The organism is Serratia sp. AKBS12 (genome assembly GCF_024793895.1).
Lineage (GTDB): Bacteria > Pseudomonadota > Gammaproteobacteria > Enterobacterales > Enterobacteriaceae > Serratia_F.
Genome location: NZ_JANUSB010000015.1, coordinates 1543251 through 1556792, shown reverse-complemented (window position 1 = coordinate 1556792; position 13542 = coordinate 1543251). Strand labels below are relative to the sequence as shown.

The 13542-nt window shown below is 57.1% G+C and carries 11 protein-coding genes; 2 read left to right on the top strand and 9 right to left on the bottom strand.

From position 1 onward, the window contains the following. Window positions 1-234 precede the first annotated feature (234 nt). A complete protein-coding gene (locus NYE85_RS17160; protein ID WP_259005931.1) occupies window positions 235-1677 on the top strand; it encodes a protein adenylyltransferase SelO in 1443 nt (480 codons plus the stop codon). Between the two features lie 61 nt (window positions 1678-1738). Here NYE85_RS17160 and NYE85_RS17155 read toward each other — a convergent pair whose 3' ends face one another. The 9 genes from NYE85_RS17155 to NYE85_RS17115 form a co-directional block, all read right to left on the bottom strand. Beyond that, on the bottom strand, window positions 1739-2527 hold the full coding sequence (locus tag NYE85_RS17155) for a heme ABC transporter ATP-binding protein (RefSeq protein ID WP_259005930.1): 789 nt from the start codon (window positions 2525-2527) through the stop codon (window positions 1739-1741). Beyond that, window positions 2520-3524, bottom strand: a complete 1005-nt coding sequence (locus NYE85_RS17150) for an iron ABC transporter permease (protein ID WP_259005929.1) — start codon at window positions 3522-3524, stop codon at window positions 2520-2522. The genes NYE85_RS17155 and NYE85_RS17150 overlap by 8 nt, the downstream gene beginning before the upstream one ends. Then, the gene (locus NYE85_RS17145) at window positions 3524-4354 is read right to left on the bottom strand and encodes a hemin ABC transporter substrate-binding protein (RefSeq protein WP_259005928.1); all 831 of its coding nucleotides are present in this window, start codon (window positions 4352-4354) and stop codon (window positions 3524-3526) included. Before NYE85_RS17145 ends, NYE85_RS17150 begins: the two co-directional genes overlap by 1 nt. Next, window positions 4351-5385 carry a hemin-degrading factor gene (locus NYE85_RS17140; RefSeq protein ID WP_259005927.1) on the bottom strand — a complete coding sequence of 345 codons (1035 nt, stop codon included), beginning with the start codon at window positions 5383-5385 and terminating at the stop codon, window positions 4351-4353. Before NYE85_RS17140 ends, NYE85_RS17145 begins: the two co-directional genes overlap by 4 nt. A 60-nt stretch (window positions 5386-5445) precedes the next feature. After that, the gene (locus NYE85_RS17135; protein WP_259005926.1) at window positions 5446-7479 is read right to left on the bottom strand and encodes a TonB-dependent hemoglobin/transferrin/lactoferrin family receptor; all 2034 of its coding nucleotides are present in this window, start codon (window positions 7477-7479) and stop codon (window positions 5446-5448) included. 94 nt (window positions 7480-7573) lie between these two features. Then, window positions 7574-7759, bottom strand: a complete 186-nt coding sequence (gene hemP / locus NYE85_RS17130) for a hemin uptake protein HemP (RefSeq protein ID WP_259005925.1) — start codon at window positions 7757-7759, stop codon at window positions 7574-7576. 168 nt (window positions 7760-7927) lie between these two features. After that, window positions 7928-8413 carry a glutathione peroxidase gene (locus NYE85_RS17125; RefSeq protein ID WP_259005924.1) on the bottom strand — a complete coding sequence of 162 codons (486 nt, stop codon included), beginning with the start codon at window positions 8411-8413 and terminating at the stop codon, window positions 7928-7930. 115 nt (window positions 8414-8528) lie between these two features. Then, on the bottom strand, window positions 8529-9575 hold the full coding sequence (locus tag NYE85_RS17120) for a 3-deoxy-7-phosphoheptulonate synthase (protein ID WP_259005923.1): 1047 nt from the start codon (window positions 9573-9575) through the stop codon (window positions 8529-8531). Between the two features lie 178 nt (window positions 9576-9753). Then, window positions 9754-10575 (bottom strand): pyruvate, water dikinase regulatory protein, encoded by an 822-nt coding sequence (locus NYE85_RS17115; RefSeq protein ID WP_259006359.1) that lies wholly within the window; start codon window positions 10573-10575, stop codon window positions 9754-9756. Between the two features lie 544 nt (window positions 10576-11119). Between NYE85_RS17115 and ppsA the strand changes: the two genes are divergently transcribed. Then, window positions 11120-13492, top strand: a complete 2373-nt coding sequence (ppsA, locus tag NYE85_RS17110) for a phosphoenolpyruvate synthase (protein ID WP_259005922.1) — start codon at window positions 11120-11122, stop codon at window positions 13490-13492. The last annotated feature ends 50 nt before the right edge of the window (window positions 13493-13542 follow it).

The following is a 13542-nucleotide window of genomic DNA, read 5'->3' as shown; positions in this document are numbered from 1 at the left end:
CGAGTAGCCAGGAATAGGGTTGCGCAGCGGTGGCCACCGCTGGTGGTTTGTTATTTCTCGCCAGCTTTTTACGTTGCAAATATATTCGGTCAGCGCAGTAACAGTCATCCGCGCGCTGCTGCAGCATATAGCCCGACTTAGCCGCATCTATCTGTGCGGCAGCGGTTTATCCCCTGCATTTCCTCGGTGTTCATCAGCGCATTCTGGCTCTACACTACAGTGAACGGAGGGCCTATGCCGCAGTTCGAAAACGCATACCACCAGCAATTGCCTGGTTTCTACACAGAATTAACCCCGACCCCGCTGCAGGGGGCACGTTTGCTGTATCACAGTAAGCCGCTGGCTCATGAGCTGGGATTGGACGACAGCTGGTTTACGCCGGACAATGCGCCGGTGTGGGCCGGCGAGCGACTGCTGCCGGGTATGCAACCGCTGGCGCAGGTCTATAGCGGGCATCAGTTTGGCGTATGGGCAGGGCAATTGGGCGACGGTCGTGGCATTTTGCTCGGCGAGCAGCGCTTGCCGGATGGCCGCAGCATGGATTGGCATCTCAAGGGCGCAGGGTTAACGCCGTACTCGCGTATGGGCGATGGCCGCGCGGTATTACGCTCGGTGGTGCGTGAGTTTCTCGCTTCGGAAGCGATGCATCATCTGGGGATCCCTACCAGTCGCGCGCTGACCATCGTCACCAGCGACCAACCGGTGTATCGCGAGCAGCCGGAGCGCGGTGCGATGTTGATGCGCATGGCGGAAAGCCATGTGCGATTTGGTCATTTCGAACATTTTTATTACCGTAAACAGCCGGAGCAGGTGCGTCAGTTGGCGGATTTTGTGATTGCCCGCCATTGGCCCGCACTGGCCGACGACGCCGACAAATATGTGCTGTGGTTTACCGAGGTGGTTGAGCGCACCGCGCGACTGATGGCCGACTGGCAGACCGTCGGTTTTGCCCATGGGGTGATGAATACCGATAATATGTCGATCCTGGGTATTACCATCGATTATGGTCCGTATGGTTTCCTTGACGACTATCAGCCAGGCTACATCTGTAACCATTCGGATCATCAGGGCCGCTATGCTTTTGACAATCAGCCGGCGGTGGCGCTGTGGAACCTGCATCGTCTGGCGCAGACGCTATCCGGTCTGATGAGTGTCGAGCAGTTGGAAGCGGCGCTGGCGGCCTTTGAGCCGGCATTAATGCATGCCTATGGCGACAAGATGCGCGCCAAGCTTGGCTTCTTTAGCCAGGAGAAACAGGACAACGATTTGCTGACTGGCCTGCTGAGCCTGATGACGGCAGAAGGGCGAGATTATACGCGTACCTTCCGTCTGCTGAGCGAGGTTGAACAACGGCAAACGCGTTCGCCGCTGCGCGACGAATTTATCGACCGCGAGGCGTTCGACCGCTGGTATTTGCAGTATCGCCAGCGTTTGCTGCAGGAGCAGGTCGGTGATGAACAGCGTCAACGGGCGATGAAGGCGGTGAATCCTAAGCTGATTTTGCGTAACTATCTGGCTCAGGAGGCGATCGAGGCGGCGGAGAAGGATGACATTGGCAAACTGGCACGCTTGCATCAGGCGTTGTTGAAGCCGTTTGACGACGATCCGCGTTATGAGGATTTCGCCGCGTTGCCACCGGATTGGGGAAAACACCTGGAGATATCCTGCTCGAGTTGAGCTGGTGGCCTAATGCCCTCGCGTTGTAACGAGGGCATTGGTCACCTTGCTGCGTCTGGCGTTATTGCCGCAGATAAATCTGTGGCAATGATGTCGTTTCCGGATGTGCCATCACCCCAACGTCTGCCTGATACCAGCGGGTGAGCTGTTCGGCTTGCAACACCTCTGCCGGGGAGCCGCTGGCCACCAGATGTCCCTGATGCATCAGCAGGATGCGATCGGCATACAGCGCTGCCAGATTGAGATCGTGCAGTACGCAACACACCGCCAGCGGCTGCTGGCGCGTCAGCGTGCGCAGCAGTCGCAGCGTATGTTGCTGATGGTACAAGTCGAGCGCCGAGGTCGGTTCGTCCAGAAACAGCCAGCGCGGCGAAGGAGTCGCCTGCCACAGCTGCGCCAATACCCTCGCCAGCTGCACCCGTTGCTGTTCGCCACCTGAAAGCTGACGATAATCGCGTTGCGCAAGGCTCAGGCAATCGGTCTGCTGCATCACCTGTTGCAGAGCCTGCTGCATATCTCGCCGGCCGTGCGGCGTGCGCCCCATGGCAATCACTTCTTGTACGCTGAACGGAAACGCCAGACTGCTGTGCTGGCGCATTACTGCCCGTACCTTGGCCAATGACGACGGCTGCCAGTGCTCCAGCGGCTGGTCGAGTAGCCGGCATTCCCCGCAGCTTGGCTGCAGATAACCGGTCAACAGGCGCATCAGGGTAGATTTGCCGGCGCCGTTAGGGCCGATAATCGCCACCATTTCACCGCTGGCGATGCTCAGTGAAACGTCATTGACGATGCGACGCGTGCCGAGGGTGTAACGCAGTTGTTGTGCCGTTAGGCAGGTGGCACTAGTCACCGAGTCTCTCCCGCTGGCGTATCACCAGCCACAAGAAATAAGGGCCGCCGAGCAGGCTGGTCATCAAGCCCACCGGCATTTCCGCCGGGGCGACCAGGGTACGCGCCAGCGTGTCGCTGACCAGCAGCAGGCAGGCGCCCCCCAGTGCCGAGGCAGGCAGCAGCCAACGGTGATCGCCGCCGAGGCGCATGCGCACCAGGTGCGGTACCACCAGACCGATAAAACCGATTACGCCGCTGACCGCCACCGCGGCACCGGTCAATAACGCACTGAGCAACAGCAGTTGCAGTTTGACGCGCTTAACGTTTACCCCGAGGTAATGGGCTTCCTCATCGCCTAACTGCAACAGATTAAGACGTCGTGCCTGCAATAACGTCAGTAACGCGGCAGGCAGAATCAGCGACGCGGCGATCGCCAGCGTTGGCCATTGCGACTGGTTGAGGCTGCCCATCATCCACAGCGAAAACTGCCGCAGTTGCCGATCGCTACTGATGTAAGACAGTACGCCAATCGCCGCCATGCACAGGGCATTGATGGCGATGCCCGCCAGCAGCAGGCGGGACAGGCTGCCATGGCCGCTACGACTGATGCCGTAGATCAATAACGACACCAGCAGGCTACCGATAAACGCTGCCAGCATTTGGCCGTACAAGGCAATGGCCACCGGCAGGGTCAGCGGCAGGACAATCGCCAGCGCCACGCACAGCGCGCCACCACTACTGATGCCCAGCAGGCTTGGATCGGCCAGCGGGTTGCGGAACAATCCCTGCATTACCGCGCCGGATACCGCCAGAGCGCAACCGATCACCACCGCCAGCAGTACGCGCGGCAGGCGGATATTGAACCAGATGTGCCAGGCAGTATCGCTGAACGGCTGTCGCCATAGCGTAGAGAACGACAGCGTCAGGGCGCCGTAATTGGCGGCGACCAGCGCCAATAGCGTCAGCACCAGCAGCAGACCGCCAATCGCCAGACATGGCGAGGACCGAGCGCGCATTACCGCTGCTCCGCCGCGTGACGCAGTTTGGCCAGCGCCGCCGGGGTTTGCAGGCCAAAGCCGAGTAACGCCATGTCGTCAACGATCAGCGCGCGACGGTGCTTGCCGGCCGGGGTGAAGGCAATGCCTGGCAAGCGCCATAATTGCTGCAACCCGCCGAGGGATTGCACGCCGTCGGTGGTGACCAGCAGCAGATCGGGCGCGCTGGCAATGACCCCCTCTTGCGACAGCGGTCGATAGTGGTTAAAGCCCTGCATGGCGTTGGTCAGGCCGGCGGCGCGGATCACCGCGTCGGCGGCGGTCTGCTGGCCGGCCGCCATCGGCGTGATACCACCGTGGCTCATCACGAACATCACTTTGACCGGCAGCGGTCGAGCGTTGACCGCCGCCAGTTGCTGACGATAGCGTTCGGTCAGCTTTTGCCCCTCGGCGCTGAGATTCAACGCGGTGGCGACGGCGTTGATTTTTTCCGGCACTGCGTCAAGCGTGGTATCGCCGGGAATACGTACCACCGGCACCTTACTTTCCTCGAGCTGCTTGAACACCAAGGCCGGTTGAGCCAGTTCGCTGGTCAATACCAGCGTCGGTTTCAGCGCCAGAATGCCTTCGGTGTTCAACTGCCGCATATAGCCGATGTCTGGTAGCCGTTGCAGCGCGGCGGGGTATAGGCTGGTGCTGTCCCGTGCGACCAGTCGATCGCCGGCGCCGAGCGCATAGACGATTTCGCTGACGTCACCGCCGATGGAAACAATGCGCTGTTGCGTTGCCGACGAACCAAATGACAGTAGCGCCGTGCACAGCGCCAATGCCTGGATGATGGAGGTTCTCATGCGGCGATGTCCTTGGCGCGCAGAGCGGCAATCTGCTCACGCCATTGAGTCTGTTCCGGCTGGCCTTCTGTGCGTTGACCATATAGCTGGGCTATCTGTGTACCGTCGGCGGCAAACAGTTCCAGGCTGGTGACGATGCCGTCTTTGGTCGGCTTGCGCGTGATCCAGCTTTCGGCAATGGCTCCGCCGATCAGATGCAGGGTAAAACGCCGGTTGAACACGTTAATCCAGCCATCTTGCGGCATTAGACGTTCAATTAGCCCGGTGAAGATCTGTACGCAGCCGCGGTTACCGACAAAGATCATGATTTCGTTCTGCGCCTGCTGTGCCGCACCGAGGATCTGCGCCAGCGCCTGGTTGTCCACCTGATAGGCCAGATCGTCGCCCACGGCTCGAAACGCCTGCTGGCGTGACAGTTGATGGCGGTTTAGCAGCGCGAAGAATTGGTGCACGTCGGTCATGGCGCGCCATTCGCGGTCGATTTGTGCGTTGTCCGGCGTGGTGTCGGTTGCCTTTACCGCTGCCGGCTGCAACGCCAGCGGTGGATTGCTCTCACCGGCATGACGTTCTACCAGCGTCATCCAGGCAGCAAGGTCGGTTTCTTCGGTGGTATACACCTTATGCAGAGCATCTCCCTGATGATCGAAAAATTGAATGCTGTGGCGCACGCCGCGTTTATTGGTTTCACTCAGGCTGAAGGCGCTGGCCCACTGGTTGAGGAATAGCCGCAGATCCAGTTCACGCGGATTGAGAATCAGCCCGGCGTGACCGCTCAGGTGCTGGTGCTGATAGCGCCCCAACTGTTCATGCACGGCGTAGGCGTTGCGGGTGATGGACTTGGTGACGCCGACCTGTTCCAACTGTGTGAGCAGGCTACGGGCGTCGCTGTGCAGGCGGCGAGCATCATGACCGACGCGAGCATGGGTCAGTTCCGCCTCGCTAACGCCGAGCAGCTCCGCCAGATCGCGGGCATATTTACCGGGATGGTCGATTTTCGCTTGCTGGTAGCGGGCATAGAGCGTGTTGTTCATTCGTGATCTCCTGACGTAATGGGGTAGCGGCGGGCGTTGGCCCACCGAATAATCAAGCGATTACCACTGGTAGCTGACCAGCAGTTTGGCGTTGCGGCCATCCTGCGGAATGCCCAGTGGCGAGTAATATTCTTTGTCGAAGGCATTGCCCAGCACCACGGTAGTGGTGACGCCTTGCCACTCGGCGCGCCCCTTATAACTTAGGTAGAAGTCATTGACGCCGTAGCCGGCCTGTTGTGCGCTGCCGCTCGGCACGTGTGTGGCGCGCTCGGCAAAGGTGGCAACCCAGCCGGTAGACAGGCCGGTATCGGCGATCGGTATGTCCAGCGAGCTGGTGACGGTATCGGGGTTGATGCTGGCGAGCCAGTCGCCGCTTTGACCATTCAATTCGCCGCTGTGCGACCTGTCTTTACCGCGGGTGCGATTGTAAGCTACATCCCAGTTGAACCACGTGGTCTGATAATTGAGGGAGGCATCCCATCCCCAGATTTTTGCCCGTGAGATGTTTTTCGAGGCGGTTTGTGTACGGGTGACATATAGATCGATGTAATCCTTGGCGTCGGTATCAAAGTAACTGGCTTTGAACTGCAGGCTGTCATTCGCCATCAGCAGGTCGTCGAAGCGCAGGCCAAACCCGGTTTCGGTGGTACTGGTGGTCTCAGGTCGTAGATCCGGGTTAGGCACCCAGTAGTTACCGGGGAAATGGCGTGAGTCGTTGTACATCTCGCCCATGGTCGGTGCGCGGAACGCCTGCGAATAGGAACTGAACAGCATCAGCCAATCCGTTGGCGAATAGGTTAACGCACCACGAGATGACCATCTGTCGGCGTTAACATCGTCGTGCCCCTGACTGCTGCCTTTATAGTCGTCATAACGTGTGCCAGCCAATAGCGTTACAGGGATATCACGTAGCGTAATTTCATCTTGCAGCCAGCCTGAAGCGAAGTTGATCTTCGCTTGAGGGAAACTGGTGGTGGCGCCGCCCGGACTTTGTTTCTGTTGATAGGTTTCGGTGCCATAGGTCAGCAAATGCGAAGCGAAACTATCGGCGAACAGACGAGTGCGGTTTTCCAGTTTGACACCATTGGTAGTTTGCTTGCGGAACTCGCCCGCAGAGGCGGCGTTATGCGCATTGATTTTGACTTCCGAGGTGTACACCTTGACGACGGCGTTCAACCATTCCTGATCCAGCGGCTTGACCTTGTAGCTCAATGCCGCATCGCGCTGGATAGTCGAACGCTCGGTCAGGGGATTGGTGTTGGAATAGTTTGCATCTTGTGGGTTTTTGGGCTCACGGGCGCGGTTGTTGTAGTAGCGCAAATCGCCGCTCAGCGACTGGTTTTCGTCGATATGCCAGGTACCCTTGGCCAACACATTGCTAATGGTTTCGTCATTAGGTGCATCAAAACCGTTGCCCTGATGCAAGTCACCAACGTCGCGGGTGCCGAATGACAGCAGGCCGTCAAGCGTGTCGGTTCGCCCATAGGCGCTGGCACCCATGCCCAGACTGTGATCGCCGCTGCCGGCGGTGCCAAAGACCCGGTAGCCGCTGTCACGGCCCGGCAGCAACAGATCGGCAGCGTCGACGGTTTCATAGGCTATGACACCACCCAGCGCGCCGCTGCCATACAACAGCGCCGCGGGGCCGCGCACCACTTCGATGCGTTTCACCAGCGCCGGATCAAGGAAAGTCCCGCCGATGTGACCGGTGTCGGTACCCTGACGGATACCGTCGACCAGCGTCAATATGCCGTTTTTACCGAAACCGCGCATCGAAACGTCCTGCCCATTGCTGCGGCCAGTACCGCTGACGGTAATGCCAGGCACCTTGCGCAGCATATCGGCGGCGGAGGAGGCGGTCTGGCTTTCCGGGCTGTCACCGTTAATGACGGTGACCATCATCGGCGCTTCAAAACTGCTGCGCTGATTGCCGGTGGCGACCACGGTGAGGGTGTCGTCTTTACTGGAGGTGGGTTTCGTGGCCGCATCGTTGGCGGGTGCCGCGGTGTTGGCAAACGCCACCGCTGGCAGCGCACAGGCGATAGCCAGGCTTAAGGCAGAAAAGCGCGGTCTGGTGGCAAAGATAAGAGGCATGGGCAACTCTCCGTATGCTGTTAAACATATCAATAGATTTGCTGGCTGCCTGGATCAAAAGATCGGGGTGGCTCGCAGGGAAGGTTTTTTATTTTTACTTGGTCAGGATCAATTTTCCTGCTTTGGTCTGGCGCAGCTGATAGCGCTGGCCTTGATGCGTAATAATGGCGATGCCGTCTGCGCCCAGCAGTTGCTGACTGTCGTAACTTGGCCTTGGCAGGTCGCTCTGGATGGCGATTGACGAGCCCGATGGCACAGGATTCTGGTTCGATTTTTCCATAGGTGCGGCCTAAAATATAAATAACAAATGGTAATCAATATCAAATTGATAATCATTATCATGTGAACATTAAGTTACATCAAGGAAAATTTATTTACCATTGGAACCTTTTTGCTTACATGGCAACTGGCGGCGAGGGCGACGCGCAGTCGCCCATATGGCGTGGGGTTATTTCAGCAGGGTTTCGATGCGATCGAAGAGTTTTTCCGGCTTGGTGATCGGCGCAAAGCGGGTAACACGCTGACCGTCGGCGGTCAGCAAGAATTTGGTGAAATTCCATTTGATGCGCTGAATGCCGAACAGCCCCGGCGCCCGGCGCTTCAACTCACTGAACAACGGATGCGCGCCCGGCCCGTTGACGTCTATTTTGCTGAACAGCGGAAAACTGACGCCATAGTTCATGGTACAGAAACTGGCAATCTCCAGGGTATTACCCGGTTCCTGTGCACCGAACTGATTGCATGGAAAGCCCATCACCACCAGACCGCGCTGGCGATAGTATTGCCACAGATTTTCCAGGCCGCGGTATTGCGGTGTAAAACCGCACTTGCTGGCGGTATTGACCAGCAGATAGGCGCGTGCCGGGTAGTCGGACAGGGTTTTGGCTTCGCCTTGCAGCGTAGTGCAGGGGATGGTCAACAGTGAAAGGCTCATGCAGGGAACTCCAAATCCTGTAGCTCGGGCGAGGAGGCGATTTGCCGGTTGCTACCAGTATAGATGAGCATTGAAAACAGCGTCATCGGGGCAGGTATGCCCCGATGAGGGCGGATTAGAAACGGCTATCGACCGCATCGGCCAGCATCGCCAGCAGTTGCTCGCTGTCGGACCAGCTCAGGCAAGGATCGGTAATCGACTGGCCGTAGGTCAGCGGTTGGCCGGCGACGATTTTTTGCGTGCCTTCCACCAGGAAGCTTTCCGCCATCACACCCACCACGGCGGCAGAGCCGGCGCGGATCTGCTGGCAGATATTCTCGGCAACGTCCAGCTGGCGGCGATGCAGCTTCTGGCAGTTGCCGTGGCTGAAATCAATCACCAAGTGTTCCGGCAGGTCAAACTCGCGCAGACTATCGCAGGCGGCGACGATGTCCGTCGCATGGTAGTTCGGCGTTTTACCGCCGCGCATGATGATATGGCCGTAGGGGTTGCCACTGGTCTGGTAAATGGTCATCTGGCCACTTTTGTCTGGCGAAAGGAACATATGACCGGCGCGTGCGGCACGGATGGCGTCAATGGCAATGCGGGTATTGCCGTCGGTACCGTTTTTGAAACCGACCGGGCACGACAGCGCAGACGCCATTTCACGGTGGATTTGGCTTTCGGTGGTTCGTGCACCGATGGCACCCCAGCTGATCAGGTCGGCAATATATTGCCCGATCACCATATCCAGAAATTCGGTGGCGGTCGGCAGCCCCAGTTGATTAACGTCGAGCAACAGTTTACGCGCCATTTCGATGCCGCGATTGACCTGATAACTGCCGTCCAGATCGGGATCGGAAATCAGCCCCTTCCAGCCCACCACGGTGCGTGGTTTCTCGAAATAGGTGCGCATTACGATTTCCAGGCGATGCTGATAACGTTCGCGCAATGCATTAAGTCGGCCGGCGTAATCCATGGCTGCATCCAGATCGTGGATGGAGCAGGGGCCGATCACTACCAGCAGACGGGAGTCTTCGCCTGACAGGATCCGTTCAATACGTTTACGTGACGCCGTCACGTTATCCGCCACCGTCGCAGAAATTGGCAGCTTGTCCGCCAGCGCTTGCGGCGTAACCAGGCTGTCGATGCGCGCGGTCCGCAATTCATCTGTTTTATGCATGATTATCTCTGAATCTTTTCTTCGCTGCGGCAGGAGTACCGGGAAGTGATGGCGATCACAATAACGCAAAAACGGCCGATTTCAACCGTTCGACGCGATAACTGTTGTACAAAACCGACAAAAGTTGACAAATACGGCGGGAGAGGAATGTTCGGCAGCCGTTTGCTGCCGAACAGGGTTAAAACATTCGGCGGCTCATACCGAGGATATCGAGAATTTTGGTGGAGATTTCCTCGACAGAGTAGTTGGTGGAGTTCAGATAGCGGATTTGATTTTTTCGGAACAATGCTTCGACTTCGGCTATCTCCATCCGGCACTGGCGCAACGAAGCATAACGGCTATTTTCACGGCGCTCTTCACGGATGGCCGCCAGACGTTCCGGGTTAATCGTCAGGCCAAACAGTTTATGTTGAAACGGCTTCAGCGCGGCGGGCAAATGCAGGTTGTCCATATCGTCGGCGATAAACGGGTAATTGGCGGCGCGAATGCCAAACTGCATGGCCAGATAGAGGCTGGTCGGGGTTTTGCCACAGCGCGATACGCCGAGCAGGATCACCTGCGCCTGATCGAGGTTGCGCAGCGAAATGCCGTCGTCATGCGCCAGCGTGTAGTCAATGGCCGCGATGCGCGCGTCATATTTGCCCAGGTTGCTTGCCGTCAGCCCATGGGTACGGTTGGGGACCGGTGTAGGTTCGACGTCCAGTTCACCCTGCAACGGGCCGACCAGCGCCTGCACGATATCCTGGCAGAATCCTTCGCTTTGGGTGATCACATTACGCACTTCTGGCGAAATGATGGAATAAAACACCAGTGGCCGCACGCCGGTCTGCTGGTAGATGTCATTGATTTGCTGGCTGACGGCGCGCGCGCGCGCTTCGGTTTCGACAAACGGCAGGGTAAAGGTGGTGGCTTTGACCGGAAATTGCGACAGTACCGCGTGTCCCAGAACCTCTGCGGTGATCGCCGTGCCGTCTGAAATATAAAATACGCTTCTTTCCACCCGTGACTCCTTAACTGAAAAATACAATTCCTGCTGCGGCAAGGCGATGGCCTGTCGTTCAAACATAATGGGCTCCAGAGTATTCGGCGGTAAAGAGGCTAGCAAAAAAAGTGTGACGCCAACGGATTCCCCAACGGTTAGCCGGCCGAAAAGCGCAAAAATAAGAACATTCCGGTCAGGCGACATTTTTAAAATGTAGTTTTGATTTTTATAAAAAATAGAAATCAATTATTTTCAATCGATTTAGCGGCTTATTGACGATAATTTCTACAAAGGTGCGCAATTGACTTTCTTTTCAAACAAGAATTTAAAATATACGTAATTTGTTGAATTTACGCACTTTAACGTGCGGCAGGGTGGTTTGCGCGGAAAAAGGGCGTTTAGGTAATTCTCTTAAAATCCATTTTCTTCATCGGGTTGATCGATTCACCTTTCCAATTCTTATGGATGATTGTGCTAGTCTGGTTCGGCTCAAAATAAGGGCGAACAACGCAATTGAATTAAATCCGTCTATACCCTACTGATAGCAATAAGGATTGTCTCGATGTCCAATAATGGCCCAGACTTGCGTAATGTGCTTTGGTACAACCAGCTTGGCATGCACGACGTTGACCGTGTTGGCGGCAAAAATGCATCGCTCGGTGAAATGATCACCAATCTGTCCGATTTGGGCGTGGCCGTGCCAAATGGCTTTGCCACCACCGCCCAGGCGTTTAACGATTTCCTCGAACAAAGCGGTGTCAACCAGCGCATTTATCAGTTACTGGATCAAACTGACGTTGATGACGTCGCCCAACTGGCCAGGGCCGGTGCGCAGATTCGCCAATGGATTATCGATACCCCGTTCCATGCGGAGTTCGAACGCGAAATCAACCTGGCTTATCAGCAACTGGCCGATGGCGAACCGGAAGCCTCCTTTGCCGTGCGCTCTTCCGCTACCGCAGAAGATATGCCCGATGCCTCGTTTGCCGGCCAGCAGGAAACCTTCCTGAACGTGCAGGGCATTGATGCCGTGATGATTGCCATCAAGCACGTATTTGCCTCGCTGTTCAACGATCGCGCCATTTCCTATCGCGTGCATCAGGGCTACGATCACCGCGGCGTGGCGTTGTCCGCCGGCGTGCAACGCATGGTGCGTTCCGATCTGGCCTCGTCCGGCGTGATGTTCACCATCGATACCGAATCCGGTTTTGATCAGGTGGTGTTTATCACCTCGGCATACGGTCTGGGTGAAATGGTGGTGCAGGGCGCGGTCAACCCGGACGAGTTCTATGTGCACAAGCCAACGCTGCTGAACGGTAAACCGGCTATCGTGCGCCGTAATATCGGTTCCAAAAAGATCCGCATGGTGTACGCGCCGTCGCAAGACCACGGTAAGCAGGTGGCGATTGAAGACGTGCCAGAGGCGCAACGCAATCGTTTCTCTCTGAGCGACGATGAAGTACAGGCGCTGGCGCACCAGGCACTGCTGATTGAAAAACACTACGGCCGCCCGATGGATATCGAGTGGGCGAAAGACGGCCACACCGGTAAGCTGCTGATCGTTCAGGCGCGTCCGGAAACCGTGCGCTCCAACGGGCAGGTGATGGAGCGTTATCAGCTCAACGGCAGCAGCAAGGTACTGGTAGAAGGCCGCGCCATTGGCCATCGTATCGGTGCCGGCCCGGTAAAGGTGATCCATGACATCAGCGAAATGGATCGCATCCAGCCGGGCGACGTGCTGGTGACCGACATGACCGACCCGGACTGGGAACCGATCATGAAGAAGGCGGCGGCAATCGTTACCAACCGTGGCGGTCGTACCTGCCATGCGGCGATCATTGCTCGGGAGCTGGGTATTCCTGCGGTCGTGGGCTGCGGCCATGCCACCGACGTGCTGAAAGACGGCCAGAAGGTGACGATATCCTGTGCCGAAGGCGATACCGGTTACGTTTACCAAGACATGCTGGACTTTACCGTGCAGAGTTCAGAAGTGAACGAACTGCCGGAACTGCCGTTGAAGATCATGATGAACGTCGGTAACCCGGATCGCGCCTTTGACTTTGCCTGTCTGCCGAACGAAGGTGTCGGTCTGGCGCGTTTGGAGTTCATCATCAACCGGATGATCGGTGTGCACCCACGCGCGCTGCTGGAGTTCGATCAACAAACGCCAGAGTTGCAGCGTGAAATCAAGGAGTTGATGCAGGGCTATGACCATCCGGTGGAGTTTTATGTCGGTCGTCTGACCGAAGGGATCGCGACGCTGGGTGCGGCGTTCTGGCCAAAACGCGTTATTGTGCGGCTGTCCGATTTCAAATCCAACGAGTACGCCAACCTGGTCGGTGGTGAAAAATACGAACCGCATGAAGAAAACCCGATGCTGGGCTTCCGCGGCGCCGGTCGCTATGTTTCGGACAGTTTCCGTGATTGCTTCGCACTGGAATGCGAGGCGGTGAAACGGGTGCGCAACGACATGGGGCTGACCAACGTGGAAATCATGGTGCCGTTTGTGCGTACCGTGGCGCAGGCGGAAGCGGTAGTCGCGGAACTGGCGCGCCAGGGGCTAAAGCGTGGCGAGAACGGGCTTAAAGTGATCATGATGTGCGAGATCCCATCCAACGCGCTGCTGGCGGATCAGTTCCTTGAGCACTTCGATGGCTTCTCGATTGGCTCCAATGACATGACGCAGCTGGCGCTGGGGCTGGATCGCGATTCCGGCGTGGTTTCCGAACTGTTTGACGAGCGTAACGACGCGGTGAAAGCGCTGCTGTCAATGGCGATCCAGGCAGCCAAGCGCCATGGTAAATATGTCGGGATCTGCGGACAGGGTCCGTCGGACCATGAGGATTTTGCCGAATGGTTAATGGAGCAGGGGATCGATAGCCTGTCGCTTAATCCGGACACCGTGGTGCAAACCTGGATTAATTTGGCCAAGTAAAAATAAATTGCGCCAATAAAATATAATTCATTGCTAAAAGCCGCAGTAGT

Bases quoted from the DNA above. Each gene is read 5' to 3' on its own strand.
- NYE85_RS17160 (WP_259005931.1), top strand. From the start codon at position 235: ATGCCGCAGTTCGAAAACGCATACCACCAGCAATTGCCTGGTTTCTAC.
- NYE85_RS17150 (WP_259005929.1), bottom strand. From the start codon at position 3,524: ATGCGCGCTCGGTCCTCGCCATGTCTGGCGATTGGCGGTCTGCTGCTG.
- NYE85_RS17145 (WP_259005928.1), bottom strand. From the start codon at position 4,354: ATGAGAACCTCCATCATCCAGGCATTGGCGCTGTGCACGGCGCTACTG.
- NYE85_RS17140 (WP_259005927.1), bottom strand. From the start codon at position 5,385: ATGAACAACACGCTCTATGCCCGCTACCAGCAAGCGAAAATCGACCAT.
- NYE85_RS17135 (WP_259005926.1), bottom strand. From the start codon at position 7,479: ATGCCTCTTATCTTTGCCACCAGACCGCGCTTTTCTGCCTTAAGCCTG.
- hemP (WP_259005925.1), bottom strand. From the start codon at position 7,759: ATGGAAAAATCGAACCAGAATCCTGTGCCATCGGGCTCGTCAATCGCC.
- NYE85_RS17125 (WP_259005924.1), bottom strand. From the start codon at position 8,413: ATGAGCCTTTCACTGTTGACCATCCCCTGCACTACGCTGCAAGGCGAA.
- NYE85_RS17120 (WP_259005923.1), bottom strand. From the start codon at position 9,575: ATGCATAAAACAGATGAATTGCGGACCGCGCGCATCGACAGCCTGGTT.
- ppsA (WP_259005922.1), top strand. From the start codon at position 11,120: ATGTCCAATAATGGCCCAGACTTGCGTAATGTGCTTTGGTACAACCAG.